At 68.8% G+C, this 25,478-nt stretch carries 22 protein-coding genes and 3 pseudogenes; 14 read left to right on the top strand and 11 right to left on the bottom strand.

The window, feature by feature from the left end; translation table 11 throughout:
- Positions 1-374 precede the first annotated feature (374 nt).
- Complete coding sequence (locus ACIQTP_RS36410) at positions 375-1,130, bottom strand: helix-turn-helix domain-containing protein (RefSeq protein WP_403408026.1); 756 nt, start codon at positions 1,128-1,130, stop codon at positions 375-377.
- A gap of 237 nt (positions 1,131-1,367) precedes the next feature.
- On the opposite strand from ACIQTP_RS36410, the gene ACIQTP_RS36405 reads away from it, so the two are divergent.
- The 6 genes from ACIQTP_RS36405 to ACIQTP_RS36380 all read left to right on the top strand — a co-directional run bounded on the left by ACIQTP_RS36405 (position 1,368) and on the right by ACIQTP_RS36380 (position 8,844).
- Complete coding sequence (locus ACIQTP_RS36405) at positions 1,368-2,033, top strand: DUF4097 family beta strand repeat-containing protein (protein ID WP_403408024.1); 666 nt, start codon at positions 1,368-1,370, stop codon at positions 2,031-2,033.
- Positions 2,034-2,189: 156 nt separating this feature from the next.
- Entirely contained in the window at positions 2,190-3,005 is an 816-nt protein-coding gene (locus ACIQTP_RS36400; protein ID WP_403408022.1) for an alpha/beta fold hydrolase, read from the top strand.
- Between the two features lie 405 nt (positions 3,006-3,410).
- Positions 3,411-4,034 carry a LysE family translocator gene (locus ACIQTP_RS36395; protein WP_403408020.1) on the top strand — a complete coding sequence of 208 codons (624 nt, stop codon included), beginning with the start codon at positions 3,411-3,413 and terminating at the stop codon, positions 4,032-4,034.
- A gap of 273 nt (positions 4,035-4,307) precedes the next feature.
- Positions 4,308-4,697, top strand: a complete 390-nt coding sequence (gene gcvH / locus ACIQTP_RS36390) for a glycine cleavage system protein GcvH (protein ID WP_403408018.1) — start codon at positions 4,308-4,310, stop codon at positions 4,695-4,697.
- Between the two features lie 1,034 nt (positions 4,698-5,731).
- On the top strand, positions 5,732-7,588 hold the full coding sequence (locus tag ACIQTP_RS36385; RefSeq protein WP_403408016.1) for a glycosyltransferase family 39 protein: 1,857 nt from the start codon (positions 5,732-5,734) through the stop codon (positions 7,586-7,588).
- Positions 7,589-7,824: 236 nt separating this feature from the next.
- A complete protein-coding gene (locus ACIQTP_RS36380; RefSeq protein ID WP_403408014.1) occupies positions 7,825-8,844 on the top strand; it encodes a trypsin-like serine peptidase in 1,020 nt (339 codons plus the stop codon).
- A 429-nt stretch (positions 8,845-9,273) separates the two neighbouring features.
- Here the strand turns inward: ACIQTP_RS36380 and ACIQTP_RS36375 are convergent, their stop codons facing one another.
- Positions 9,274-9,831 carry a TetR/AcrR family transcriptional regulator gene (locus tag ACIQTP_RS36375; RefSeq protein ID WP_403408012.1) on the bottom strand — a complete coding sequence of 186 codons (558 nt, stop codon included), beginning with the start codon at positions 9,829-9,831 and terminating at the stop codon, positions 9,274-9,276.
- 92 nt (positions 9,832-9,923) lie between these two features.
- Between ACIQTP_RS36375 and ACIQTP_RS36370 the strand changes: the two genes are divergently transcribed.
- The gene (locus tag ACIQTP_RS36370; RefSeq protein WP_403408010.1) at positions 9,924-10,973 is read left to right on the top strand and encodes a zinc-binding dehydrogenase; all 1,050 of its coding nucleotides are present in this window, start codon (positions 9,924-9,926) and stop codon (positions 10,971-10,973) included.
- Between the two features lie 34 nt (positions 10,974-11,007).
- On the opposite strand, the pseudogene ACIQTP_RS36365 reads toward ACIQTP_RS36370, so the two are convergent.
- Both ACIQTP_RS36365 and ACIQTP_RS36360 read right to left on the bottom strand, forming a co-directional pair.
- Positions 11,008-11,291: pseudogene (locus tag ACIQTP_RS36365) on the bottom strand (transposase); the annotation flags it as partial.
- A 122-nt stretch (positions 11,292-11,413) separates the two neighbouring features.
- A pseudogene (locus ACIQTP_RS36360) lies at positions 11,414-11,730 on the bottom strand (dihydrofolate reductase family protein); the annotation flags it as partial.
- A 133-nt stretch (positions 11,731-11,863) separates the two neighbouring features.
- On the opposite strand from ACIQTP_RS36360, the gene ACIQTP_RS36355 reads away from it, so the two are divergent.
- The gene (locus ACIQTP_RS36355; protein WP_403408066.1) at positions 11,864-12,604 is read left to right on the top strand and encodes an SDR family NAD(P)-dependent oxidoreductase; all 741 of its coding nucleotides are present in this window, start codon (positions 11,864-11,866) and stop codon (positions 12,602-12,604) included.
- A 332-nt stretch (positions 12,605-12,936) separates the two neighbouring features.
- Here ACIQTP_RS36355 and ACIQTP_RS36350 read toward each other — a convergent pair whose 3' ends face one another.
- Positions 12,937-13,350, bottom strand: coding sequence for an SRPBCC family protein (locus ACIQTP_RS36350; RefSeq protein ID WP_403408008.1), 414 nt, complete (start codon positions 13,348-13,350; stop codon positions 12,937-12,939).
- 29 nt (positions 13,351-13,379) lie between these two features.
- The gene (locus ACIQTP_RS36345) at positions 13,380-14,390 is read right to left on the bottom strand and encodes an aldo/keto reductase (RefSeq protein ID WP_403408006.1); all 1,011 of its coding nucleotides are present in this window, start codon (positions 14,388-14,390) and stop codon (positions 13,380-13,382) included.
- 147 nt (positions 14,391-14,537) lie between these two features.
- Between ACIQTP_RS36345 and ACIQTP_RS36340 the strand changes: the two genes are divergently transcribed.
- Together ACIQTP_RS36340 and ACIQTP_RS36335 are read left to right on the top strand one after the other, a co-directional pair.
- Positions 14,538-15,437, top strand: a complete 900-nt coding sequence (locus tag ACIQTP_RS36340; RefSeq protein WP_403408004.1) for a LysR substrate-binding domain-containing protein — start codon at positions 14,538-14,540, stop codon at positions 15,435-15,437.
- A gap of 177 nt (positions 15,438-15,614) precedes the next feature.
- Positions 15,615-15,986, top strand: a complete 372-nt coding sequence (locus ACIQTP_RS36335; RefSeq protein ID WP_403408002.1) for a hypothetical protein — start codon at positions 15,615-15,617, stop codon at positions 15,984-15,986.
- 149 nt (positions 15,987-16,135) lie between these two features.
- Here ACIQTP_RS36335 and ACIQTP_RS36330 read toward each other — a convergent pair whose 3' ends face one another.
- Complete coding sequence (locus ACIQTP_RS36330; RefSeq protein ID WP_403408000.1) at positions 16,136-17,290, bottom strand: Gfo/Idh/MocA family protein; 1,155 nt, start codon at positions 17,288-17,290, stop codon at positions 16,136-16,138.
- 389 nt (positions 17,291-17,679) lie between these two features.
- Here ACIQTP_RS36330 and ACIQTP_RS36325 point away from each other — a divergent pair, with 389 nt between their 5' ends.
- Positions 17,680-18,096, top strand: a complete 417-nt coding sequence (locus tag ACIQTP_RS36325) for a Mu transposase domain-containing protein (RefSeq protein ID WP_403407998.1) — start codon at positions 17,680-17,682, stop codon at positions 18,094-18,096.
- Between the two features lie 145 nt (positions 18,097-18,241).
- Positions 18,242-18,556, top strand: a pseudogene (locus tag ACIQTP_RS36320) (ATP-binding protein); the annotation flags it as partial.
- Positions 18,557-18,573: 17 nt separating this feature from the next.
- Here the strand turns inward: ACIQTP_RS36320 and ACIQTP_RS36315 are convergent.
- Together ACIQTP_RS36315 and ACIQTP_RS36310 are read right to left on the bottom strand one after the other, a co-directional pair.
- Positions 18,574-19,239, bottom strand: coding sequence for a nitroreductase (locus ACIQTP_RS36315; protein WP_403407996.1), 666 nt, complete (start codon positions 19,237-19,239; stop codon positions 18,574-18,576).
- Positions 19,240-19,441: 202 nt separating this feature from the next.
- Entirely contained in the window at positions 19,442-20,416 is a 975-nt protein-coding gene (locus ACIQTP_RS36310; protein ID WP_403407995.1) for an Lrp/AsnC family transcriptional regulator, read from the bottom strand.
- Between the two features lie 114 nt (positions 20,417-20,530).
- On the opposite strand from ACIQTP_RS36310, the gene ACIQTP_RS36305 reads away from it, so the two are divergent.
- Positions 20,531-21,997, top strand: a complete 1,467-nt coding sequence (locus tag ACIQTP_RS36305) for a carboxylesterase/lipase family protein (RefSeq protein WP_403407993.1) — start codon at positions 20,531-20,533, stop codon at positions 21,995-21,997.
- A 168-nt stretch (positions 21,998-22,165) separates the two neighbouring features.
- Here ACIQTP_RS36305 and ACIQTP_RS36300 read toward each other — a convergent pair whose 3' ends face one another.
- Together ACIQTP_RS36300 and ACIQTP_RS36295 are read right to left on the bottom strand one after the other, a co-directional pair.
- Positions 22,166-22,387 (bottom strand): hypothetical protein, encoded by a 222-nt coding sequence (locus ACIQTP_RS36300; protein ID WP_403407991.1) that lies wholly within the window; start codon positions 22,385-22,387, stop codon positions 22,166-22,168.
- 350 nt (positions 22,388-22,737) lie between these two features.
- The gene (locus ACIQTP_RS36295) at positions 22,738-24,468 is read right to left on the bottom strand and encodes a hypothetical protein (RefSeq protein WP_403407989.1); all 1,731 of its coding nucleotides are present in this window, start codon (positions 24,466-24,468) and stop codon (positions 22,738-22,740) included.
- 279 nt (positions 24,469-24,747) lie between these two features.
- Between ACIQTP_RS36295 and ACIQTP_RS36290 the strand changes: the two genes are divergently transcribed.
- A complete protein-coding gene (locus ACIQTP_RS36290; protein WP_403408064.1) occupies positions 24,748-25,242 on the top strand; it encodes a GNAT family N-acetyltransferase in 495 nt (164 codons plus the stop codon).
- Positions 25,243-25,478: the final 236 nt, after the last annotated feature.

The following is a 25,478-nucleotide window of genomic DNA, read 5'->3' as shown; positions in this document are numbered from 1 at the left end:
AGCGACCAGTCCCCCTGACGACGCAGCCTGGAACAACGGGCACCTCGGCTGGGCCGTCACCAGGTTCGTCCCTCGGCCACAACTCCCAGCCGCCCGGACCCGACGCCTGCTCCAGGGGCAGTTGGGCGGCGTCCGCGACCAGGGAACAGGCGTAGCACAGCGCTCCGTGGACGTAACCGACGCGCAGTCGCTCGAACTTTCGCCGGGCCGGCTGCGCCACGTCACCGGGCAGGACGAGGCCGGCGATCAAGTGCTGCTGATAGTCCTTCCGACGCGAAGACTCACCGAGCCTCATCGCCGCTGGCCGCACTCCGCCGTCCGACACCCGCTGGTCAGCCAGTGGACCGCGCGCTGTCGCGGACGGCCGCCGCTGTCTATCCGTGGTCGGGACTTGGTCGGGCGGTGTCGTTCGAGGTTGTCTCGGGTTTGGTGTGGAGGACTTCACGGGCCTGTTCGGCGGCGCGGGTGATGCTTTCGCTGATGAAGTCGAGGAAGCGGGCGATGTTCTCCAGACGGGTGGCGGCGGGGGTGTGGGGGCCGAGGATGGCGACGCCTTGGCGTGCGGTTTCGACGAGCTGATCGTTGGATCGGGCGCTGGCGATCGTCGCCTGGTAGAAGAGTTCGTCGTCGACGACGTAGCGGTCGCGGCGGCGCTCGTCGCGTTCTCGGCGGACGAGGCTCTGGCTCTCCAGGAAGGCGATCGCTTTGGAGATGGACGCCGGGCTGACCTGGAGGCGCTGGGCGAGCTGGGACGCGGTGAGGCTGCCCGCGTCGGTGGTGAACAGGCAGGTCAGCACCCGGGCCGTCATCTTGGTCAGGCCCGAAGCCATGAGGACGGTGGTGAACGTCTCCTCATACTCGGCCACGGCCTCGGCGTCGCGTCCGTGCGGCTGGGGGACCGACTCCGGCCCTTGGGAGGAGGCGGGCCTGCGCCGGTGGGCGCGGCGTTCGGTGGCACGGTGGGCCAGGTCGGCGCGGTAGGCGGTGGGCCCACCGTTGCGCATCACCTCACGCGTGATCGTCGAGGTCGGACGGTCGAGGCGTCGCGCGATCTCGGCGTAGGGGAGGCTGTCGACCAGCCCCAGCGCGATCTGCTGGCGTTCCTGCTGAGTGAGTCTGCCTCCCGGCATCGCGATCTCCTTGGTGATCCCTCATGGCGGTCCCTGATCCCCCCACCATAGCGTTCACTTCTCATCCATTGCAACGACAGAGCAACCGTCGTTGCGTTACCCTCAAGACCATTGCAATAGTTATATGGCATCTAGCTGCACAGATGTCATTTCTATGCAACGAGTACGTTGTCGAATCATGGAAAGCAACGTAGCGTTTCCGGTGTCAGAAACAACGAGCGAGCACAGGAGAGCACGATGCAGAAGTTCGACACCCCCGCCCCGATCTCCGCCGTTCTGGACATCCCCGCCGGACGCGTCCAGTTCATCGCCGCGGACCGCTCCGACACCACCGTCGAGGTCCTGCCCGCCGACCCCTCCAAGAGCCGCGACACCAAGGCCGCTGAGCAGGCAGAAGTCGCCTACGCCGACGGCGTCCTGCGGATCACGGCCTCGGCCCCCAACAACCAGCTCTTCGGCCCCTCCGGATCCCTGGAGGTCACCGTCCAGCTGCCCGCCGGCTCCCGCATCGAGGCCAGGGCCGCCAGCGCCGAGTTCCGCGGCGTCGGACGTCTCGGCGACATCGCCTTCGAAGGCGCGTACCGCCAGATCAAGATCGACGAGGCCGCGAGCGTCCGCCTCACCGCGATCGACGGCGACGTCGAGATCGGCCGGCTGGGCGGCCCCGCGGAGATCAGCACCGCGAGGGGCGACATCCGGATCGCCGAGGCCGTGCGCGGCACGGTCGTGCTCCGCACCCAGTCCGGCGACATTTCGGTCGCCGCCGCCGCCGGCGTCTCGGCCGCCCTGGACGCCGGCACCGACTACGGCCGCGTCAGCAACGCCCTCAAGAACGATGGCGCCGCCGAACTCGACATCCGCGCCACCACCTCCCGCGGCGACATCACCGCCCGCAGCCTCTGAAAGCAGCAGGACCAGGACTATGCGGCCGGGTCCACCGCGATCGGGATCCTCTCGGTCGTCGCCGAGGACCCGGCCGTCCGTCCCGAGGGGCCTGCGACCCACGTGCAGGGCCTGGACAAGTCGCACAAGACGCTCTCACTCGACCAGGGGGAACACATGACGAAGAACAGCACTTCCTCGACCAGTTCGAAGTGGACCGGCATGGTGCCGGTCGACGATACGGCCCTTGCCGTCACCGACACCGGCGGTCCCGGTATCCCTGTGGTCTACCTCAATGGCCAGTTCGCCACTCAGGGGTACTGGCGGCGGGTCATCGCCGAACTGGGGACGGGGTGGCGGCACATCACCTACGACGAGCGGGCCCGCGGCAAATCGAAGCGTTCGGCGGACTATTCCTTCGAGGCAGCCGTCCGGGATGTCGATGCCGTGCTCGCGGCCCGGGGTGTGGACCGGGCGCTGGTGGTGGGCTGGTCCTACGGGTCGGTCGTCGGGGCGCACTGGGCCGGCCGGAATCCGGAGCGTGCCTTGGGCGCGGTCCTGGTCGACGGCGCGTTCCCGTACGACTGGCTCGACGAGGCCATGGAGCAGCGGATCCGGAAGCTGTTCGGGCGGATGAGCTGGTTCCTGCCGCTGCTGCGCCCGACGGGCCTGGCCCCGCGGATGACCGCCGAACAGCAGGCGAACAGCAACATCGAGCTCGGCAGGCTCTCCCGCGAGCGCGAGTTGGGCCCCGTGCTGGACAGCATCACCGTCCCGGTGCGGTACGTGGTCGCTTCGGGAACGTCCTTCGGCAGCCGCGGCGACGAGCAGGAACGGATACGCGCCAGCCTCGATGCGGTGACCGCCCACAACCCGAACATCCAGATCGGCGCGAAGGTCGCCAGCAACCACGGTGCGATCCTCAAGAAGGACTTCCCGGCCGTCGCCGGGGCCGTACGCGATGTCGCCGCCCTCGCCCGCGGGGGGCGCTGAAGTCACGATCAGCGGACTCACGACAACTACACGTCCTCGCCACCATCGTCATCGTCGTCCGGCTCGATTGCGTCCGGGTCGCGCGGGCACCGCAGTCCCTCGCGCGGGACGGACGCCGTGTCCAGCCTCGTCGGCAAGGCCTCCACCTCCCGCATCGTTCAGTTCTGACTGCCGCACACGCCTGGTAGGGGGTGCCCCCGTCTCGCGTTCCGGTGGCCGGTGAGCGCCCTCGCCTGCCGGCCCCCGCACCACCGTGCGCAGCCGCTCCGGCCGTTGGCGGACAAAGGTCCCTCGGCTGAGGGCCGAACCGGGCTGTGCACGACGCCGCGCTGAATCCTGGAGCCAGGTCACGGCCACAACCCGTAGGGGGTTGTGAGGCAGCCGAACGCTCGTCAGGCTGACCCAATGTTGAGTTCCGCAATCGCGTTCGCCGGTGCGGCTTTTCTGATTGCGATGGTCCCGGGGCCGAGTACGGCCGTGATCCTGCGCCGTGCGGTGATGAACGGGCGCGGAAGCGGTATCGCCACGGTCCTGGGCAATGAGTGCGGGGTGCTGCTGTGGGGCCTCGCGGCGGCGTTGGGGCTCTCCGCCCTCCTGCTGGCTTCGCAGGTCGCCTACGACGCGATGCGGATCTTCGGCGCCGCGCTACTGGTGTGGATGGGGGCGCGCGCGTTGTGGCGGGCGCGGCGGCCCGGCGGGCCGGACGAGGAACCTGCGGAAACGACGGCGGTGTCGCACCGACGGGCGTACTGGCAGGGACTGGTCACCAACTTCGCCAATCCCAAGGCGGGCGTGTTCGCCGTGTCCTTCCTGCCGCAGTTCGCGCCGCAGGGAGTTCCCGTACTGCCGACCCTGCTCGCCTTCTCGGTGATCTGGGCCGTGATCGACCTGCTCTGGTACCTTCCGCTGATCTGGCTGGCCGGACGGGTCCGCGGTGTGCTCCAGCGGCGGTCGATTCAGCGCCGGATGGAGCAGATCGCCGGGGCTGTCCTGGTCGGGCTGGGGCTGCGCCTGGCGATCGAGTCGTAGCAGTCGTAGGCAATCGGAGCAGCTCGGACAGCGACGCCCGGCCTGCGACGAGAGCGCCGAAGCAGTGCGGCAGTGACGGCTGGTGACTCCCGCCAGTCGGCGATCCGTCGGCATCGCATGGGTACACGCCGGCCGCGAGGCACTTCTGCCGGTCCTCTGCCAGACGTGCCGGCGCAAGGGACTCGAAGCCGGTGGGAGGAATTCTCCAGCCGACACCTCTCCGACATGTCGAATTTATTACCTTATGCGCGCATTCTGTAGCAGCCTTGGGGCGTGACGAACATCCCCAAAGACCTCAAGTACACGAAGGACCACGAATGGGTCCTCACCATGAGCGGCGGCAAGGCCCGCGTCGGCATCACCGACCACGCCCAGAAGCAGCTCGGTGACCTCGTCTATGTGGAGCAACCCAACGTCGGCGCGCAGTTCGAGGCCTACGAGCCGTTCGGCACTGCGGAGTCGGTGAAGGCTGTCACCGAGCTCTACATGCCGGCCGCCGGTCAGGTGACCGCACGCAACGACCGGCTGAACGACGAGCCCGAGCTGGTCAACACGGATCCGTACGGCGACGGATGGTTGATCGAGATCAGCCTCAAGGACCCGAGCTCCGACGGCCTGCTGAGCGCGAAGGAGTACGACGCCTACATCACGTCCGAGGATTAGCCCCCACGCGTGGCGGGGCCCGGCCAGGCCCCGCCACGTCCCTCGCGGTCAAGGGCGGCATCCGGGCGGCGAGGACGTGCCACAACTGTGGGTGTATTCCAGCCATAACTCTGTTGTCTGGCCGATTCCAGTGCCATGCTGTGACGGCGGTGATCCTCTCGTCTGAGGCGGAGGCCCCCGCCCCTGGCCTCGTCCGTGTGCTGTCACCGTGGCGGGCCCGCGCCGTCCCTCCCGGCCTCCCCACGGGAGGGCCGACGGCTGCGCACACGCCTCGTTGCGGCACGGGCTCCGGCCAGAAGGGGACGGGCAGCCAGATTGACGGACGGGCGGACGGGCGGTCCCGACAGCGGTCGGTGCGTGACCGCTGTCCTCGACGCTCATCCAGTACCCCTGCGCCGCGAGAACCGCATGAAGCGCGTCACGCATGACGTCCTGCCGCGTGCGCCGCACATCACCCAGCATGGGGAGGGGCCGATACCGTAGCCACTCGGCCCGCTGACCTGCTCGACGAACGTCTTCCTGCAGCAGGAGGAGCGGTCGCGGCAGGAGATGGGCCGCACTTGCAGTCCGACCTGCACCTTGCAGTCCGACCTGCAACTTGATTCCCCGTCAGTGGCCGCTCGGCAGCCGGGACACTGCGGGGCCGGCCCGCATGCCACAGCAGCCACGACCAGAGCCTCCGCGGTGAAGTCCTCCCGCTCCAACCGCACATCGTTTTCCGGGAACAGCACGACTTCCGGCGAACAGACCCCCACAGCCGAGAGGTGCCCTGCCGACGCGTTCCCGCACACACCTCGCTGCCCTGGGAGTTCACGGAACTCCGGTCAGAGCCGTTTTCGCAGGGCCCCGACAACAGCCGCGCCGCCTCGGTGACGCCCGCCGCCTGACACGCCCCTGCGGTTCCCGGCGGCCCTGGCACTGGAGGACTACGTCCAACGGCCGCATCCGGGTCCGCCGTAGTTCCCGCGGCGGACCCCCTGGGTCGTCATCGCAGGTGACGACCCCGATCCCTCCCGCCGCCTAGCGTGCTGCACATGATCGGGATCGTCCGGCGACTGCCTGGCGTTCCGCTCGCCTCCTCCTTCACGCCGATCCAGGAATTTGTCATGCCCACAATAAAAACCGATGCGGTCGGTCCGGCAGCCCTCACCCTTCTCCTTGGTCTGTGGGGGATCAGGCGCGAGAACAGCATGTGGCGCGACGAGGCGGCGACATGGCAGGTGGCCCACAGGACCGTTCCCGAGATCTGGCACCTGCTGGACCGGGTCGATGTCGTCCACGGCCTCTACTACCTGTTCATGCACGGCGTTTTCGCCGTCTTCGGAGACAGCCTCCTCGCCCTGCGACTGCCCTCCGTTCTGGCCATGGCCGGCACCGCCGCCCTGGTCACCCTCCTGGGTACCCGACTGGCCGACCGGTGCACGGGGCTGGCCGCGGGCCTGGCTTTCGCCCTGATCCCCGCGGTCCAGCAGTATGCGCAGGAGGGACGTCCGTATGCTCTGGTCGCGGCTTGTGTGGCGCTGGCCTGCGGGCTGCTGGTCGCGGCGGTCGACAGCCCCGACGCCGGCCGCTGGGTCGCGTACGGCCTGGCTGTGCTGGCGGGTGCACTGCTCAACTTGTTCTCGCTCCTGGTGCTGTTCGCTCACGCGGTGACGATCGCCCTGGCCCGGCCGCCCCGCGCGACCGTCCTGCGATGGGCGGTCGCCTCGTCCGCCGCCGTGATCGGCACGCTGCCCCTCGTCGTGGCCAGCAAGGCACAGTCGGCGCAGGTCGCCTGGATCCCCCCGATCAGCCAGAGCACACTGCTCGGCCTCCTACTGACACTCCTCGCGGGCGCGCTCTGCGCATGGCTCGCACGCCCGAGGGGGGACCACCGCACGCCCTGCGGCGCCCGACTCCCGCTCACCGCGGTTGCCCTGCCATTACTTGTCCTTCCTCCACTTCTCCTGCTCGCCGTCTCTCTTGCCCATCCCCTCTACCTGGCCCGCTACGTCCTGTTCAGCCACCTTGGGCTCGCCCTCCTCATCGGCGCGGCGTGCCGCGCACTCGCGTTCCGCCTCCGCATACCACCTCGCCGACTGATCGTCGTAGTCATGGCTCTCGCCTTCCTCGGGCTGCTTCCCGTCGAGCTGTCACTGCGCAGTGCGGCCGGCCGAGTCGACGACGTGCTGTCCACGGCCGAGAACGTCGCTGCGGTCCGTGCGGCGGGTGACGGGGTGCTGTACATCCCCGCGGCACGTCGTGACACCGCCCTTGTCTCCCCCGCCGAATTCACCGGGATCAGAGATCTGGCGCTGGTCCGCGGCCCGCTGGAATCCGGCACCTTGAACGGCGTGGAGGGCACCCCGGAACAGATAGCGGACGCCATGCTGGCCGTACACCGCATTGTCGTCGTCGGCGACGAGAACGCGCCATCCGCCACCACAGATCGCGACCGGGCCAAACAACGTGTCCTGCGGGCGCACTTCGTCCGCTACTCCGAAACCAACGAACGCGGCCGCCGGGTCACGGTCTACCAGCGGCGCCACAGTCGGCACGATGAACTGGGGGTGCCCGACGCCAGGTATCGCGCTCCCCGAAAACAAGCTGCTGTCAGAATCTGCGAACCCGTGGGCTTCCGCGTTCGATCTGCTGCGGCTGTCCGGGACCGACACGACCGCCTGGTCGCACCGGTCGCCGCCACCCCGCTCCTTCCAGAGCAGGCCGCCGATCATCTCGGGGTGCGGCGAGTCGAGTTCGGCCACATGCGGACCCTGGGGTGGATCAAGCCCAGTGAGCGGCTGGAGGTGCGGTTCGGCACGTCTCTGGCCGGGGCGGTCGACGTGCCGATGTTCACCACGGTGTGCTGCTGGCCGTTCGGCCCTCTCCAAGACGGAAAGACACCTCGTTGAGTTCCAGTTCCAGTTCCAGATGGATTCCGGTCCTAGCGCTCGGTCTGTGCGCGGGCATGCTCGGTACGGGCCAGGCGCTTGCCTCGACCGGTACTCCGGTGCCGTCGGCGGTGTCGCCTGCCCCCTCGGTGACGCCGACACCCACGCAGCCCAGCCGCCCGCCTGTCTCCCCGGCCTCCTCCGGCAGCCCGAGCCCGAGCCTGAGTGAGGAAGAGAAGTACTGGACAGCCAACCGCATGGACAACGCGGTCCCGCTCGACAGCCCACCGGGCCGGGCTCCCGCAGCCTCGGCGCCCGCCATCGGCGCGCGCACCACGCCGCCGGCCGGCACGCCTCATCCCGAGCACTTCGGCGGCCACCCGATGGTGGGCACGTTCTTCTATGACGGCAAACCCTTGGGCGGCAAGAACACGTACTGCACGGGCAGCGTGGTGCACACGGCTGCCCATGACATCGTCCTGACCGCCGGGCACTGCGGCCGCGGTCTGGAGAAGGCTACCCATCGCATCTTCGTGCCGCAGTACCGCGACGGCCTGTCCGCCGCGAACCAGCCGCGCGGCGTCTTTCCGGTGTCGCGGATGTACATCGATCCGCGCTACGCGGCTAACACCAAGGAGCCCACCTCCGACCTGGACCTGTCCTTCGCACAGGTCGATCCCAACAGCCGGGGGGAAGTGGAGGATGTGACGGGTGCTCTGACGTTCACGTCCACCACCAACTACACCCACAACGTCACGGTCATCGGGTATCCCAGCTCCAAGAGCGTCAATGCGAAGCACCAGGCGATCCGCTGCCCCGTCACCACCTCGCGCCTGCCCGGTTATCGGCAGGTGCGCATGACCTGCACCGGCTTCTACGGAGGGGTCTCCGGCGGCCCGTGGATCGAGAACTACGACCGCACCACCGGCACCGGCAAGGTCATCGGCAACACCGGCGGGTACAACGGAGGCGGCAACGACGCCAACGACGACTGGGTGACGTACGCACCCATCTATGGCAAGGAAGCCCAGGCCCTGTTCAACGACGCCGCCGCCCATCGCACAGTGGGCGCGAGACCGCCCTACCATCCTCGACGGACAGCCCGGTCCTGCCCGACTCGGCGGGCCCTCCCATCGATCAGGTCGTCTCCCCTTTCGCGGTCACGGTCCGTTCTCCGCGCGGCCCTGCCGTGCCAGGACAAAGCCGATGACCTCTACGGCATTGAACGCTCCCAAGGGCACCGCGACCAGGCACCACCACGGGGAGACGGCGCCTGAGGCGCCCGCGATCAGCAGCCCCACGCACCCCACACCTGAGGAACCCGCCACGAACAGCTCCAGCCATCCGTTCGCGCGGAGCCCGTACAGCAGGCTCGGGGGCTTCGACCTCATGCTCACTCCGTCAGTGCGGGGCCGGTGTGTCTGGTCGAGCCTCGGCGCAGTGCGTTCTGAACCGGGCCCGATACCCAACAACCGTACGGTTCCCGCGAGATCACGGCATCCGGGAAACTACGCAGCGGGACACCCAGGGCCTGTCTTCAGCCGTGATCACATCCGGATTTGGCGGCCCCGGCGGGCACACGCACCTCGCCGTGTTGTCGCAATTGCCCCCGTACACCCCGTACGAGGACGATCCTCCGCCGTTCGATCGCAGGCACCGGGCGCCGTCCTGCCTGGCCGAACGGGCAACACCTTGCCGAAAACGCTCTAGTGGCGGGGCGATGCGCTGGCCTGAACCAGGGCTCGTGCCAGGTCAGTGATCTCCGGAAGGCTGTCGAGCGAGAGGGGCTGCGTGGCGACGGCACCCTCATGCAGCACGAGGAGTTGGGTGGCGAGGGTGGCCGGGCGCGAGCAGCCCGCCGTGACGGCGAGTTCCTTGAACAGGTTCAGCAGCCAGAGCTTCTGGTTCGCGGCGATGCGGTGTGCTGGATGCGAGGGGTCCGGGAGTTCGGCGAGTGCGTTGATGAAGGCGCATCCGCGGGTGTTGGTCTCGCTCCAGGTCCGCAGCGCCTCGAAGGGTGCGGTGACGGCCTCGGCAGGAGTGTCGCTGGCGTCGACGGCGGCACGGACGAGTGACCGCCAGCGCTGGTCGCGGCCCGTGAGATAAGTCGCCACGAGGTGATCTTTCGAACCGAACTGGTTGTACAGGGTCCGCTTGGTCACCCCTGAGTGCTCAGCGATCAGATCCACGCCGACCCCTGTGATTCCGCGGTTGTAGAACAGCTCCTCTGCGGCTGCCACGATGCGGCGGCCGGCCGGCGTCATAGGCCGCGATTCCTGCACTGCGAGCCCCTTCACTGATCGGTGTACTGTGAGCGATGTTCACAGATCAGTATACCTGCGAGGAGGTTCAAGCGATGAGTGCGTCCCAGTTCATGCGAGCGGTGCGAATCACAGGGCACGGAGGACCGGAGGTTCTTGAGCTGACGGAGGTCGCCGTCCCTGCCCCGCGGGCTGGAGAGGTGCTGGTCCAGGTCAGCGCGGTAGCCCTGAACAACACCGACCTGTGGACTCGGCAGGGCGCTTACGGCCGTCCGGGAGACCCGAAGGCGATGTCGGGCTGGCGCGGCCCGATCGGCTTCCCGCGTATCCAGGGCGCCGACGTGGCCGGCCGCGTCGTGGCCGTAGGGTCCGGAGTGGAGGGGAGCCTCGTCGGACGCCGAGTGGTCGTCGACCCCGCGATCTACGACACCGAAGGGCCGGACGCCAACCCGGTGGGCCTGATGGGGAGCGAACGCGACGGCGGATACGCCGAGTACGTGACGGCGCCGGTGGAGCGTGCGCACGACGTGACGGAATCCCCGCTCACGGACGACCAGCTCGCGGCGTTGCCGACCGCCTATGGCACGGCACTGGGCATGATCGAGCGAGGCCGGCTACGGAAGGGGGAAACCGCCCTGGTCTCGGGAGCGTCCGGCGGCGTCGGGCTCGCGCTGGTGCAGATCGCCCGTGCGCGCGGCGCAAGGGTGCTCGCCATCAGTAGCGGACCCAAGACCGATGCGGTGCGCGAAGCAGGCGCGCACGAAGTCATCGACCGCGCAGGAGACGTCGCCGAGCAGATCCGCGCTGCCGCCCCGGAGGGCATCGACGTCACACTCGACGTCGTGGCCGGCGAGCTGGTGGGTGAGGGGCTGCCGCTGCTGCGCGAAGGGGGCCGGTGGGTCATCGCCGGCGCGCTCGGTGGATACGACGTGACCTTCGATGTGCGCCGTCTCTACCTGCACAACGCCCAGGTCATCGGGTCCTCGATGCACACGCCCACACACTTCGACCTCCTCATGGACCTGGCGCGTCGGGCCGAGGTCCAGCCCGTCGTCGCCGCGACCTTCCCACTGGACCAGGCCGCTCGGGCGCAGGAAGAACTCTCCCGCAGGGGGCACGTGGGAAAGATCGTCATGCACCCCTGAGCTCCATCTGACGGATCGCGGGCGGAGCCACAGGCGGACCGCCGTGACGGCGACGGTTCCCTGGAAGACGCAGGCCCTCTTCTGGGGCCCCGGCCGCGTGCTGACGGGCACGGCAAGACGTCGAATCGACACTGACCATGCTCCAGTCGATCCGGCCGGCCAGATCGGCACCGCCTGCACCGCCTGCACCGCACGCAGGATCCGGTCCCACGTGCCGTCCGTGGCCCAACGCCGGTGCCGCTCGTAGATGGTCTTCCAGCTGCCGAAACGCTCCGCGAGATCTCGCAAGGGCATGCCCGTTCGCACCCGGAACAAGATCATCCGCCGGACACGGTCTAGACCGCCGAAGGACTTCGGTCCCGGTAGCAGTAGCGGGCCACCGGGACCGAGCTCCATCCGTGCCGCCGGTTCACTTCACGAAGCGCTACTTCAGGTGGGGGGGCGAGGGGTGTGTCGACCACCCTGACCGGCTCAAGGTTCCGTCGCCCGGCGCCCAGTCCTCGAAGAGCCGTAGCCCCTCGCCGAGGAGCACGGGCACCACGTGCAGCCGCAGCTCGTCGATGAGCCCCTCCCTGAGGTACTGCTGCACCGTGCTCGCCCCGCCCGCGATGTCGACGTGTCTGTACCCAGCGGCGGCCTTCGCCTGGTCGAGCGCACTGTGGATGCCGTCGGTGACGAAGGTGAAGGTGGTGCCGCCCTCCTTGACCAGGGCCGGCCGGGGGCGGTGGGTGAGCACGAAGACCGGGGCCCTGAAGGGCGTCATGCCGGTGTGTTCGACATCCCGGCGACACTCGACAGTCCCCGCCCGCCAGAGGGTGCCTTCCCGGCGGTTGAACGCGAGGTCGGATTCCCGCCAGCTTCCGGCACTGGCGTCGGCAATGCTCAACGTCATGAACCGACTTGAAGGAAACGTGGCCTTGATCACGGGCGGAAGCCGGGGTATCGGTGCCGCTGTGGCGTTACGACTGGCCGAAGAAGGCGCCGACCTCGTCCTGACCTATGAGAACAGCGCGGAGCGCGCCGGCGAGGTCGTGGAGCAGATCAAGGCCCGAGGGCGCCGGGCCCTTGCCATCCAAGCCGACAGCGCGGCTCCTGAGGCACTCACCGCCGCGGTGGACGAGGCCGCCGCGATGTTCGGCAGACTCGACATCCTGGTCAATAACGCCGGTGTCTTCCTCGTTGGCCCACTTGAAGACCTGGGGTCGGCAGAGATCGATCGCACTCTGGCGGTGAACGTCCGGGCGCCGTTCGCGGCGTCCCAGGCGGCAGTGCGTCATATGGACCAGGGCGGCCGCATCATCAGCATCGGCAGCAACGTGGCCGAGCGTGCCGTCTTCCCCGGACTGGCGCTGTACTCGATGAGCAAGACGGCTCTGGTCGGGATGACGAAAGGCCTGGCCCGAGAACTCGGCCCACGTGGAATCACCGTCAATCTGGTGCACCCCGGCCCCACCGACACGGACGCCAACCCCGCCGACGGGCCGAACGCCGAGACGATCGCCGGCTTCACCGCCATCGGCCGCTACGCGGAAGCCGCCGAGATCGCGGCCACAGTCGCCCATCTGGCAAGTGCGGACGGCGCGTACATCACCGGAGCCTCGATCCATGTCGACGGCGGCTTCACCGCCTGACGCGCGAGCTCGGCTTCGCAACCAAGCTGAAGGCCCAGCCCATCACTGGGGGTGATGCCGCATTTCGGTCAGCGCAGGTGCGCGAGATGTGTGCCGGATCGACGTGCACCACCGACAACTCGGCTCAGTGTGTGAGCCGTTGTATGCGCGCAGGTAGACCTTGGCAGGTCCGCTCATGTTGCTTCGCCTTCCAGGAGTCCGGCCGGCTGGGGCTGGGCTGGGATGACGGGCAGCGGGACGGAACCTGCAAGGTCCCGCCCCGTGGGGTCAGTTGACGCCCATCGGGCACCATGCGACGCCGGACGGAGCCACCGAACAACCCGTGTCAGTGTTCACGCGTCGAGTGTCTTCTTCAGTGCGGCCAGACCCTCGGTGTAGATGCCGTGGAACAGGGTGATCGCTTCTTCGTCGCTTGTCCCTGCCGGTGTGAAGGTGCCGGACCACTCCACACGGCTCTGCCCGCCGGACACTTCGTGCACGGCGAGGGTGGAGCGGTAGCCGGTGACAGGGAACGGGGCCTGGAGAATGGAGTAGCTGTACGTGCGCGCCTGGTTGTCGAACGCTTCGAGGCGTTCGACGATGACGCCGCCGTCCTCGTTCGTGAGGCTGCGGACGCGGCCGCCCTCGCTGAGCTTGCTCGTGGGAATGTAGGACAGCCAGTCAGGCAGGGAGTCGAAGCCGCCGATGAGCTGCCAGACCCGCGCGGCGGACACGGGGATGTCGATGGTTGCGGTCGTAGTTGCCATAGTCGTCTCCTGAACAGGTGCGATGGAGGTCAGGCGCCGGGTACGGGCGCGTCCTGAGCGATCAGCCCCTCCGCGCGCAGAGCCGTCCAGAAGGCCGCCGGGACCCTCTCCCCGAGTGCGGCGGCGTCCTCCACGATCCGGCTCGGCCGGGAGGCGCCGGGGATGGCCGCGGCAACCGCGGGGTGAGCAAGGGAGAACTGCAGCGCCGCCGCCTTGATGCCGACGCCGCGCTGCCCTGCGAGTGCCTTGATGCGCTCGACCTTGGTGATGACCGAGGCGGGGGCCTTCTGGTACTCGAAGTGCTGCCCGCCGGCCAGAATGCCGGAGCTGTACGGTCCGCCGACGACGACGTCGACGTCCTGCGCCTGCGCGGCCGGCAGCAGCCGCTGCAGGGCGCGCTCGTGGTCGAGAAGCGTGTAGCGGCCGGCGAGGAGGAACGCGTCCGGCTTCGGCTCGTCGAGGTCCAGCGTCAGCTCCAGGGGCTCGACCCGGTTGACCCCAAGGCCCCAGGCCCTGATGACACCTTCGTCGCGCAGCTTCTGCAGCACCCGGAATGCGCCGGTACGGGCGGTCTCGTATGCGGCGAGCCACTCGTCGCCGTAGAAGTCCTGCGCGACGTCGTGCACCCACACGATGTCGAGGCGGTCTGTCTTCAGTCGCTTGAGGCTGTCCTCGATGGAGCGCAGCGTGGCGTCGGCCGAGTAGTCGTTGACCATCTTGTTGGGGCGTCCGTGTTCGAACAGTCCGCCCTTCTCGCCCAGGTCGCGGGCGGAGGGGTCCTCGATCTCGTCGAGGATGACGCGGCCGACCTTCGTACTCAGAACGAACTCGTCGCGGGGGCGGTCGGCCAGGGCCTCACCGAGCCGGATCTCCGACAGGCCGGCTCCGTAGAAGGGCGCGGTGTCGAAGTAGCGGATGCCGTTGTCCCAGGCAGCGTCCACGGTGGCCGCGGCCTCCTCGTCGGGTATGGCCCGGAACATGTTGCCCAGCGGTGCGGTGCCGAAGCCCAGGCGGCCGGGCAGGAAGGACGTGATGGACATGATGCGGATCCTTGCTGTGCGAGTTGCGACGGATGTGCCTTATGCGCCGTTCGCGCGGTCCGTCGGTCTGACACGTTCGAGGCTAGGATCTAGACTTGAGACTGTCCAAGACTTACTTGGACACACTTGAGTCCCTAGAGGTCTAACATGCTTGACCTGCGGCAACTCCGCTACTTCGTCGCCGTCGCCGAGACCGAACACGTCGGCCAGGCCGCCGAGCGGCTGCACATGTCCCAGTCACCGCTCAGCCGGCAGATCGCGCAACTCGAGCAGAATCTGGGCCTTGCCTTGTTCGAACGCGGCCAGCAACGCATCCGGCTCACCCGGGACGGCCAGGTGTTCCTGGCCGAAGCCCGCGCGCTGCTGCGGCATGCGGATCGTCTGGAGAACCTGGGTCGTCGGCTGGGCCGTGGCGAAGAGGGCGGCCTGTGCATCGGCTACGTCGCAGACGCCATGCACACCGGTATCCTGCCCGGCGCACTACGCGCTCTGCACAACGAACGCCCCGGCATCCACATCGCTCTGTACAACCTTCCGCCCACCGAGCAGTTCGAAGGTCTGCGGCAGCGCAGCCTCGACATCGCGCTCGTCCATGAACCTCCGACCGCGGATGACCCTGACCTACTGGCCGCGCTGCTGCTCGAGGACCCGCTGCTCCTCGCCCTGCCCGCCGGGCATCCACTCGCCGGCCAGGAAAAGGTGAATCCCGGGGACCTCGATGGTCAGCCGTGGATCGCAGTCGAGAATGCCCAGGACCCCGCCTGGCGGGACACGTTCGTCGCCGCCTGCACGGCAGCCGGCTTCACGCCCGACATCCGCCTCGACGCCGCCGAACCACTGACCGCGCTCGGCCTGGTCGCCTCCGGGCTCGGACTCGCACTCGTGCAAAAGAGCATGGTGCGCGCCACCACCGAGGATGTCGCGGTGCGCGAGCTTCCCTGGCACGACACATGTATCCAGCTGTGGGCCGCATGGCACCGAGTCGACCTGCGGCCCCTGGTGACGTCGTTCCGCGCCACAGTCCTGCGTACGAGCAGCACCGCCTAGAGCCTGTCCGACAGGTCCATGTCCTACCTGAAGGTGACCCCTCCGACTCCTCGGTCACTCGGAGCGGCCTGCTCAAGCACCTGGCCGTGGTCGAGGACGGCACGTGGGCCATGCCGACGTCATCCGGGAGTCGGTGGACGGGATTGTCGGGGACGACCCGCCGGGCTGAGGGCGGCGGTGAGCCTCACGCAGGTTGTACGTGATCCGGCCTCGTGCCAGGTGCCCGCCGCCCGGCCGGGGAACGCGACCGCGGTCCAGGAGTTCGATCATCCGCGGGCATCGCCCCATCGCGCTGGTGTCACGAACCGCTGCGGCACGGCCGAGGACCTGGAGTCGGCGGACCGCCCGGAGCCCGAGATGACTCCGGGCGCGGCCCTCGTGCGCGTGATCGCCACGGGCGTCGATCCCGTGGATCAAAAGCTCACGCAAGGCGACCTCGACTCCCTCATGGGTGTCGGCTTCCCGCTGATCCGGGGCTGGGGCTTGGCCAGGCTCGTCGAACGCTCTTCGAGTGGGCGAGCCGCGCAGCGTGATGCCTGTGTGTGGTGACCGTCGAAGGAGTGCTGACCGCCCGGCCGGAGCTGGCCGGGTTCTACGACCTGACCGTCTTCGTCGCCCCCCGAGCGAGTTGTGTCCGCGCCGCGTGGACGCCCGCCCCAACCGGCGGCCGCAGCGCGAGGCGTTGTTCACTCCGGGGCCTACGAGCCTTGCTCTGTGAGGGTGACCTTCCGGCCGACGTGTGCCGCCTCTCGGATCCGATCCAGCAGGCCGTGCAGCCGCACGGCGTGCCGGAAGTCGGGAACGCCGCGCGTGTCGGGGGCAAGGCTCCCGGTGATCTGGTCGCGCAGAAGCGCGTACTCATGGGCGACGCCGCAGGCGGGGTCGGCGGATCGCTCGGTCCATCGCGTCAGCGAGCGCTGATAGCGGGCGGGAACCGGAAGTTCGGTCAACGCGCCTTCTTCTCCCCGGGCGCCGTACAGCTGTGTCCCCCCATACCACCACTGAGCCCGGTCGGCCTTGACGACGAGATCACCCTCCGTGCCGTTGATCTCCCAATGAAACGCGGTGGCGCGGGACGTCCCACCGCGGAAGTGCATCGCAGCCACGGCCCCCGACTCCAGCACACCGGTGACGGCGATCTGGTCCTCTGCGCTCTTGGCCGCGACCTCCCCGCTCGTGATGTTCGTGACCTCCGGGCGCAGGTTCTCGATGAGAGCCGACACCTCGCGGAACTCCCCGAGCACCATGGTCAGCGCGTCGACCGAGTGCCCGAAGGGGATCGCCAGCAGCGTGGCGCCGCTCGCGATGTCCAGCACGTACGCATAGTTGTCGTCGTAAGTGGCGCCCCCGATCCAGCCCGATCCGAGCATGCTGGTCGACAGCACCCGCCCTACGTACCCCTCAGCGACCAGGTCCCGCAGATACCGAAGCGGCGGAGCCGACCGGGCCTGCAGCCCGACAGCCGTAAGCACACCCCTGCGATGCGCGAGATCGGCCAGTTCCTCGGCCTGCGCGAGGTCGGCACCGAGCGGCCACTCGCTGAACACCATCTTCCCCGCTTCCAGCGCGGGTCGGATGAGCTCCAGGTGATGCGGAACCTTCACCGTCACCACCACGAGATCGACTTCCTCACTGCGGGCCAGCTCCTCTGCACTGGCGAAGACGAGCGGCACCGCATACTTCTCGCCGGCCGCGCGCGCGGATTCGGCGCTGCTGGCGCTCAGCGCCCGCAACTCGTATCCGTCGAGCCCGGCCAGCGCCGGCACATGGGCGGTGGCCGCCCATCCGCCGCTCGCGCTCAGACCTACGACACCGACGCGAATCGGCTCCCGGTCAGGGGAAGTGGACGTCATGTGCACCCCAGCGTTCGCGGCGGGTCTGCTCTCTCACCTCAAAACGGCCAACAGCCATGAAGGACACGGTCTGAGCCATGTCATGGTGGTCTCTCGCCCGGTGGGCCGCAGCTCGTTTTCGTCGGACCCCGCCGAAGCTCACGGCGGTCACACGCCGTCATAGATTCAGAAGTGTCGGCGTACACCTTTGGCTGCTCCCCGGCGCACAGGTGAACGTGCTCAGGGGTGAATGGGTTGGCCGGGAGGCCGGGTGGGGTCGTAGTGCGTGCGGGCGAAGGTGTCGTTCGCGTGGTGGACAGTGTCGGGTTGCGGCGGTGCAGGCCAGACGCTCAGAAAGTGCTCTTCCGCAGGGGTGTCGCCTTCGTGTGCATCGCCTTCATCGCGTCCGCGTGCCTGAACGCGGACGCGATAGAATTCGCCGGGGAACAGTCGTTGCTGAGGCCGCTGCCGACACGACCGTTCGAGACGGCCGGCTGTGCGCACCGCGGGTGGGCCGCTACAGCCAGATCAGCGTCCGCACCAACCACTGCTCCGTGCCGATACGGCTGATCGGAAGGCGGGTATGGGTGATGCCGCACGCCTCTGAGCTGGTGGTCCATGACGACCGCGTCGAAATCGCCCGGCACGAACGGCTGATGACCAAAGCCGACTCGCGTCTGGTGCCGGACCACTGTCTCGAGGCGCTGGTCCGCGAACCAGAAGCTCTGCCCGGGTCGACCGCGCTGGAACAGGCCCGCTCGGCGGGGAAGTTCACACCGGGCCTTTCGAGCCGGACCCGTTCCGGCAGCCGAGTGTCGCGTCCCTGACCGAGCGGAGGCCGGCACACCTGCCGCCGGACACCCGGCCGCTGCCCTCGGTGGCCGTCTACGACCCGTTACCACGACGACGCCGACCGGGCGGCCGGGCCAGCCCCGAGGGAGAAGAGCCGTACCCGTCAATCGCCACCGTGGCCTGACCGAGCAGGCCGCCGACGTGGCCATCGAAGCATCCAGCATGGCCCTGCGACTGCCCCCGATCCGGGGCCGGTTCGCCGGCATCGCCACCGAAGCGGCCAAGGGCCAGACGATCTACCGCGGCTTCCTGGCGGAACTTCTGCTCGCCGAATGCGACGACCGGGCCTGCCGCTCCGCCTCACAGGAGACTCTGGCACCGGGAAGTCTCACCTGCTGATCGCGCTGGGCACCGAGGCCGCGACGGCGGGGCTACCGGGTGAAGTACGTCCTGGCCATCATGCTGGTCAACGCGCTGGTCGAGGCCGCCGACGAGACTCACTGGTCAGCGGGTCATACTCCGATGAATCTCACCGTTTCTGTCATGTCCGCTCGCCCAGTACGCAGCCGTGGCACGCCTTTCTTCTCGAATCCCACAGCGACACCACAGAACAGCATGAGCCCGTCATCGGCTCCGACCATCTGGCTGACGGTCTTGCGAAACATCGTCCACATCACCTGGGGGCAGCTGTGCAACCCTTCCGCCCTCAGCAACAGCATGACCGTCTGCAAATACATCCCCGCGTCCCCCCACTGCCCTGGCCCCATCGTCCGGTCGAGGTAGCAGAACAGCACGACCGGCGCCCCGAACGCCTCCGAGTTCAAGGCGGCGATCCTCTTGGGCCTGTCGAGGTCATCGCGCTTGATTCCCAGCGCCTCGTACCGCTGGGCAGCCGCGGCGGAAAAGCGGTCCAGATACGGTGAGGTCAGCTCGGCCGGGTACATCGGATACTCCCGCTCATCACCCGGGTCTCCCGCCAGTGCCCTGGCCGTCGCGCGTTTCTTCAGTTCGGCCAAGGGCTCGCCGGTGACGACGTACACATGCCACGGCTGGAGGTTCCCACTCGACGGCGCCCGCGTTGCCGCAGCCAGCACACGTTCGAGTACCTCTTTGGGTATCGGCTCGTCACTGAACGCCCGCACGGCCCTGCGACTGTCCACGGCTTCATACACATCCACGTCTTCTCGTCCTCTCATTCCACACTGGAAGACCCAAGCCCTCGTCCAAGCTGTGGCCGGACGCCCGTTCATCTGGCTCGACGACTCGATCACCGATCTCGATCGGGCTCCACCCTGTTTCGGCGTCGCCGCGCCCGGTACCCCGATCCGAGGGTGTGCGTGCGGCCCCCGCCGGTATCGTCGGATTACCTGGTTCACGGATTCAGATACTGCCCGGGCGGACCAGTCCGGTCCGCTTGACGGTGGTCAGGATGGGGGTGACCTCGATGCCGGTGATGTGCTCGAGAGCGCCGATCGAATCGGTGAGGAAGGTGTAGAGAGCGTCGAGGTCGGCTGCGGCGGCGGCCACCAGGAGGTTGCTGGACCCGGTGGTGGCGGCGGTGAAGCGGACCTGGGGGTGACGGCCAAGTTCCTGTCCGGCCTGTTCGAGGCCGCCGGGCGCGACGGTGATCCACAGCAGTGCTTCCGCGTGAACGCCGAGCAGGGCAAGGTCGATCTCGGTTGCGAGCCTGAGGACTTGGCCACCTGTCAGTGTGTCCAGCCGGCGGCGGGCGGTAAGGGCCGTGGTGCCCGTCCGGTGCGCCAGTTCGGTGTACGTGGCGCGCCCGTCCTCGATCAACCCGTCGATGAGCGGACGATCGATGGGCAGCGGCTCGGGAGCAAGGGCGAGCGGCTGCGCGTCGTCCATGAGGCTCACGAATTCCTTCGGCAGCAGGCCGGCGTTCCAGGCGAACCCGGCCGGGAAGACGCGCAGCAGCGCATGTGAGGTCCAGCTCTGAACAGCGGCTGTTGCGGGCAGGTCACGCAGCAGGAGGGCGTTGCGTGCGGCGGCCCCGTCGAGGAAGAGGACGGTGCAGATTTCGTCTCCGCCGCCCAGCACGTCCACCCAGAGCGTGTCGGGGCGGCGTGCCAGAGTCGTGGCCACAGCGGCGATGCGGTGGGGGCGGCAGCGGATGCGCAGCGCCATCGGCACCATGTCGGGGAAGCAGGCCGGATTGCGTACGGCCGTGGCACGCAGTGTGCCGTCGTGGTACAGCGGGGCGGCGCGGCGCACGACGGTGCGTTCGGAGATGCCGAGGGCTTCGCCCACCGCACGCCAGGACGCTCGCGGCGAGGACATCAGGACCGCGGCGATCTTCCGGTCCGTTTCGTCGAGAGAATGGCGGTCTTTCTGCACTTTGGACTCGCCTACTGTCCTGTTTCCGTGTCCGCATGTGCCATTTCTGGCTGCTTGTTGCTATCTCACCGTACAACGGTTGCAGAGCACGTCGCAGGATGAGAGGTAGGAGCGATGACGCAGCGGAACCGACCGATCGTGGCCACGGACAAGGGCAGAGTGCACGGTGTCATCGAGGGCGCGGTGGCATCCTTCCGCGGTATCCCCTACGCCGCCTCTCCCGTCGGGAAGCTGCGCTTTGCGCCGCCGCGGCCGCACCCCGCGTGGAGTGAAGCGCGGGAAGCCGTGCGGGCGGGCCCGGCCGTGCCCCAGGGGCCGTCCAGGCTCGAGCTGGTCATGGGCAACCGGAAACAGAACGGGGATGAAGACGGTTCGCTCACAGTGAATGTCTGGAGTCCGCAGCACGCGCTGGGCAGCAACGCTTGCCTACCGGTCCTGGTCTGGTTTCACGGCGGCGGATTCAGCAGTGGTTCGGGCGGCTGGGACTGGTACGACGGGGCCCGACTGGCCGCGCTGGGCAACATGGTGGTGGTCACCGCCAACTACCGGGTCGGTCCGCTCGGCAACCTCCGGCTGCCGGAGATCGGTGCCGACAACCTTGGCGTCCAGGACCAGGGCGCGGTGCTGCGCTGGGTGAGGGACAACATCGCGGCCTTCGGCGGCGACCCCGGGACCGTGACGGTCGGCGGCCAGTCGGCCGGTGCCTTCTCCGCCTTTCAGCTCGCGGTCGACCCGGGGACCGGCAAGATGATCCGCCGGGTGATCGCCGAGAGTGGTCCGTGGGGCCTTGAACCGCAGGACCCCGAGCTGGCGGCCGAGAACACCGAGGCCTACCTGCGCATCTTGGGTCTTGAAGACACGGCTGACCTCGCCCGGGCGCTGCGCGAGGTGCGTGTCGAGGAACTGCTGGCCGCCTACGCGAAGCTCATGGTGGACAAGGCCGAGTTCGGCCGCGTCGCGCCGCCGATGTACCCGGTGCTCGGCGGATCGGGCATCCCTTACGCGTGGAGGCAGGCACTCGAGGCAGGCGCCCTGGCCGGCAAGGACCTGCTCATCGGATCGACGCGGGACGAGATGACCGCCTTCTTCGGGTTCAACGAGCGGATTCAGGCCTTCACGCCTGAGGAAGCACTGAACTTGCTTGTCAGCCTGCACGGTGGTGACGCCCGGGCACTCTACGAGCGGCACGAGGCACAGCGTCCCGGAGCAACTCCCGCACAGGTCGTGACGGACGTGGAGACCGAGGCGGTCTTCCATGGGGGCGTGACCGAGGTCGCCGCGCGCCACGCCGCCGACGGCAACAACGTGTACGTCTACCAGTGGGACTTTCGTCCCGAGCCCGACGTGGCCGACCTGGGTGCCACCCACTGCGGGGAACTCCCCTTCCTCTTCGGCACGTTCGACAGCTACCCGGACAGCCCCATGCTCGGCCGCATCGGTGTTGAGACCGAGGCGCTCTGGCGGTCCTTCGCGGGTGCACTGGCTTCATTCGTGACCACCGGCTCCCCCGATGGGGAGAGCCTGACCGACTGGCAACCGTACGTCGCTGGATCGAACTCGCGGGTCCTGCACTTCGGCTGACCCGGGCGCGGAGCGGCCACAGCACGTCCACGGCACGGCCGCCTGGCTGTAAGAGAGCCGTTCGGATCGCCCTCACCGTGACGCCGATCCGAACGGCTTTCAGAGCGGGGAGACCCCTGACGGCCGGGCCTCGCCCATCACTTGACGTGAGACGTCACGCGCAGCCGTTCAGAGGGTGACGCAGATGTTGTCCTCGATGGTGCGGCCGTCGCGCTCCAGGCCGCCGCAGACGAGACGGTTGGACTGCTCGTAGCCCACCGTCCACTTGTGGGATGCGGCGCTGACTCGAGGGGAGCGGAATTCGCCCCAGTAGGCACGCAGAATCCCAGGCAGGCCGTCCTTGGTGTAGACGGTGATGTCCTGGACGAACTTGTTCTGATGTGCAGTCATGACGCAGATGTACCTGCCGCAGTGGGAATCGACTCCGCGCGTCGCCGCGCTGGCCGGCACTGCGGCTGCAAGGGAAGCGACGGAGAGCGACGCTGCAAGGATGAGGCCGGAGCGAGTGATCTTCATGCCCGGCCCAACGCCCGAAGTGGTCGGCGGTCACGCACACGTCACCCTCCGGTTCACTGTGGCGCCGCCGGCTGTGGCCGCTCCCACAGCTGGCCACAGCGTTCCCGCGCGTCGGGTCCACCCCGGCCGACGCGGGCGGCAACCTTGCGGGGCAGCAGCAGGTCCGTCCCTTCAAAAGGCCGGCGAACCTCAACGGCATCTCTCGATACAGGGCCCCTGTCCTCTCACCCCTCCAGGTCCGCCGCCAACTCCGTCCTCCAGTGCGCGGACATCCGCCGACTCAGGATCGTCGCGGCAGCCGCCGGCGCCCCCGCATGGACGAACTCGCGCAGTGCGCGGGCCGCCTCCACGCGCAGGGCCCACGCGCTGAAATCGGGCTGCGTCACGGGGCCGTTGTCGTCGCGCCAGGCGCGCTGCCCGCTCACCATCTGCCGGGCCGCCCACGCCTCGGCGGTGAGTGTGCGGATACGCGCGTCCAGGGGGCTGTCCGGGGTGAGGTCGACCGCCTCGCCGCGGGCGGTGCGGGCCAGCGCGTCGCTCACCTCGTCGTACATGTCGAACCGGGTCTCCGCCGCCAGTCGCCCCAACTGAGCGGCCATCGCCGTACGCAGCCGGGCCGGCGGTGTCCTTTCGATCAGTGCGGCCAGGTCGAAGTTCCGGACCTCGCCGACGTACCGGTTCGCGGCCCGGTCGACGTCCTCCAGCACGGGCAGGAGGAGAGCGCTGGTCAGCTCCGCGCCGGTGTCGTCGTCCGGCCGGTAGGTGATACCGAACTCCCCCTCCAGTTCGGCCAGGAAGCGGGCGTACGCCGCCGTCGACCCGGGCCAGAAGTCACCGCCGCCCTCACGCGGTGACAGGACATGACGCACGTCCTCCGGCCCCGGTACGCCGTCCTCCGCGACGGTGACCTGGACCTCCGGCCCCCGTCTGGTCAGGGCGACCGCGCGCGTGTCCGCGGACACCCTGCGCAGCACCTCCGGGCGGGTGAACTGGGCGGCGCCACCCTCCTGGGTCGCGTAGGCCCATCCGCCGGCGCTGCCCGCGCGGACCATCGGACGGTGCGCCGCCCACGGCGAGTCCGCCGCCTTCTGGGCCCGGGCACGCGTGCGTGGGTCGATGGTGTCGGGGATCGCGCCCAGCCTGCGCAGCAGTTCGGCCGGGGTGAGGTGCTCCGCGAAGACGACGTCGGGCTGGGTCGGCGGGGGCGGTGGAGCGGTCCTGTGCCGGACCATGACCAGGTACGCGCCGTTCGGCCGGCCTACCGGAACGAAGGGCGGCTCCGAGGGAGCCGGCGGCTCCGGCTCCGGTTCGGCAGTCTCGGCGGCCAGCGCGAGCGGGGAGACCGGGTCGGGGACGGCGGTCGTCTCGTGCTCCCACAGCAGGGCACCCTCGTACGCCAGCGGTGTCCGGCCGTTGAACGGGCGGCCCCTTTCCAGGGCGTCCGCGAGGTCGGCCAGTGCGTGGCGCAGGGACGCCCATCCCGTGAAGGAGGGAGTGTCCTCGTCGAAGTAGCGGCCGAGGCGGCCCCAGTTGCGGCCGGGGTGGCAGGAGAGGAACAGGCCGTCGGAGGACTGCCAGCCGATGCCAAGGGTGATGAGCAGCCAGTCGTGATGCCAGTACGTGGCGAGTTCGTCGTCGTCCCCGTCGAGTTCGTCGTCGTCCTGGACGTCCGCGCCGATGCCGCGCAGGAACGAGGTGCTCTTGCCGATGTCCGCGACGCAGGACGGCGGACCGTAGTACGCCAACACGGGTGCCCCCGGCTGGAGTTCCACACCGTCGTGGCAGCTCAGCGAGGCCACCAGGTCGGAGTGGAAGCGGACCCCGAGCGCGCGCTCGGCGGCCCTGATGGCCGACGGCGGCGCCGGCGGGCGCAGCAGGGCGTGGCTGACGGGCGCGTGCCGCAGCAGCCACGCGTCGATACGGCCCCACGAGTCCTCAACGGCGGCAATACTCATGATCGGACCATACGTGCCGCCACTGACAACGGGCCCGGGCGAGGCACTGGCGGCCTTCCAACGGGGCGTGACGGCCCTCGCGAACCGGTGTCCGGGGAGCTGGGGTGTGGGTCTCGAAAGCACGGCGATGGCAGAACGGTCGCAAGGCGACATGGGCCGGACACGGGTGGCGTGAGGTGAGAACGCCGGGCCGCTTATGATCAGTTGGTGACTGCCCCCGTCGTACTCAAGGTGGCCGCGACGCCGGTCTCTCCCGCTCTCGTTCTTCGCCCCTGGTGCATGGAGGACGTTCCCGCTTTGGTCGAGGCGTACCGGGATCCCGGAATGCGCCGATGGACGAGCCATGTCGTGGACAGCGATGCTGACGGGGCGCGGTGGGTGCAGGCCCAGCAGCGGAGCTGGACAGCGGAAGACCGGTTCAGTTTCGCCGTCCTTGAAGCACAGTCCGGTCCCGTGCGCGAACAGTTGCTGGGCAACGTCGTCCTCAAGGAAGTCGCCTCCGGCAAACCGGCGGCCGAGGTGGGCTACTGGACCGCGGCGCACGCTCGCGGGCGGGGAGTGGCACCCCGCGCTCTGGAGGCGCTCACCAGCTGGGCCTTCGGCACCTTCGAAGCCGACGGGCTGGAGCGTCTCGAACTCCTGCACCGGGTGGACAACCTGGCATCGTGCCGGGTCGCGCAGAAGAGCCGGTACGACTTCGACAGCGTCCTGCCCGCGGCGCCCCCCACCTTCCCTCGCGATGGCCACCTGCACATACGGCGCACGGATGCCTGAGGTCCCTGCGTCTTCTCCACGGTGCCGACCGCGACGGTGACCTTCCCCGGCTGATGAAAGCCGTTGCGCACCACCAGTCCCCGTCCGCTCTCGTCCCACTGGCCGGCTGGCCTCCGCCGCCAACCCGCCACCCTCACCAGGGGGTTGGAATATCGACTCGTGGGAGGATGCTCGAATGCGTGCGTGGATGCTTCGCTCTGTCGCGAGCCTGGTCTTCTTTTTTCTCGGGCTTGGCG

The organism is Streptomyces sp. NPDC090798, from assembly GCF_044768965.1.
Lineage (GTDB): Bacteria > Actinomycetota > Actinomycetes > Streptomycetales > Streptomycetaceae > Streptomyces.
This window is presented reverse-complemented; position numbering and strand designations above follow the sequence as displayed.

What these genes read in the sequence shown, in the direction of transcription:
- ACIQTP_RS36345 (WP_403408006.1), bottom strand. Translation starts at nt 14,390, where the DNA reads ATGTCCATCACGTCCTTCCTGCCCGGCCGCCTGGGCTTCGGCACCGCA.
- ACIQTP_RS36340 (WP_403408004.1), top strand. Translation starts at nt 14,538, where the DNA reads ATGCTTGACCTGCGGCAACTCCGCTACTTCGTCGCCGTCGCCGAGACC.
- ACIQTP_RS36370 (WP_403408010.1), top strand. Translation starts at nt 9,924, where the DNA reads ATGAGTGCGTCCCAGTTCATGCGAGCGGTGCGAATCACAGGGCACGGA.
- ACIQTP_RS36375 (WP_403408012.1), bottom strand. Translation starts at nt 9,831, where the DNA reads ATGACGCCGGCCGGCCGCCGCATCGTGGCAGCCGCAGAGGAGCTGTTC.
- ACIQTP_RS36395 (WP_403408020.1), top strand. Translation starts at nt 3,411, where the DNA reads ATGTTGAGTTCCGCAATCGCGTTCGCCGGTGCGGCTTTTCTGATTGCG.
- ACIQTP_RS36350 (WP_403408008.1), bottom strand. Translation starts at nt 13,350, where the DNA reads ATGGCAACTACGACCGCAACCATCGACATCCCCGTGTCCGCCGCGCGG.
- ACIQTP_RS36295 (WP_403407989.1), bottom strand. Translation starts at nt 24,468, where the DNA reads ATGAGTATTGCCGCCGTTGAGGACTCGTGGGGCCGTATCGACGCGTGG.
- ACIQTP_RS36410 (WP_403408026.1), bottom strand. Translation starts at nt 1,130, where the DNA reads ATGCCGGGAGGCAGACTCACTCAGCAGGAACGCCAGCAGATCGCGCTG.
- ACIQTP_RS36400 (WP_403408022.1), top strand. Translation starts at nt 2,190, where the DNA reads ATGACGAAGAACAGCACTTCCTCGACCAGTTCGAAGTGGACCGGCATG.
- ACIQTP_RS36405 (WP_403408024.1), top strand. Translation starts at nt 1,368, where the DNA reads ATGCAGAAGTTCGACACCCCCGCCCCGATCTCCGCCGTTCTGGACATC.
- ACIQTP_RS36380 (WP_403408014.1), top strand. Translation starts at nt 7,825, where the DNA reads ATGGACAACGCGGTCCCGCTCGACAGCCCACCGGGCCGGGCTCCCGCA.
- ACIQTP_RS36385 (WP_403408016.1), top strand. Translation starts at nt 5,732, where the DNA reads ATGATCGGGATCGTCCGGCGACTGCCTGGCGTTCCGCTCGCCTCCTCC.
- ACIQTP_RS36290 (WP_403408064.1), top strand. Translation starts at nt 24,748, where the DNA reads ATGGAGGACGTTCCCGCTTTGGTCGAGGCGTACCGGGATCCCGGAATG.
- ACIQTP_RS36330 (WP_403408000.1), bottom strand. Translation starts at nt 17,290, where the DNA reads ATGACGTCCACTTCCCCTGACCGGGAGCCGATTCGCGTCGGTGTCGTA.
- ACIQTP_RS36300 (WP_403407991.1), bottom strand. Translation starts at nt 22,387, where the DNA reads ATGACTGCACATCAGAACAAGTTCGTCCAGGACATCACCGTCTACACC.
- ACIQTP_RS36305 (WP_403407993.1), top strand. Translation starts at nt 20,531, where the DNA reads ATGACGCAGCGGAACCGACCGATCGTGGCCACGGACAAGGGCAGAGTG.
- ACIQTP_RS36355 (WP_403408066.1), top strand. Translation starts at nt 11,864, where the DNA reads ATGAACCGACTTGAAGGAAACGTGGCCTTGATCACGGGCGGAAGCCGG.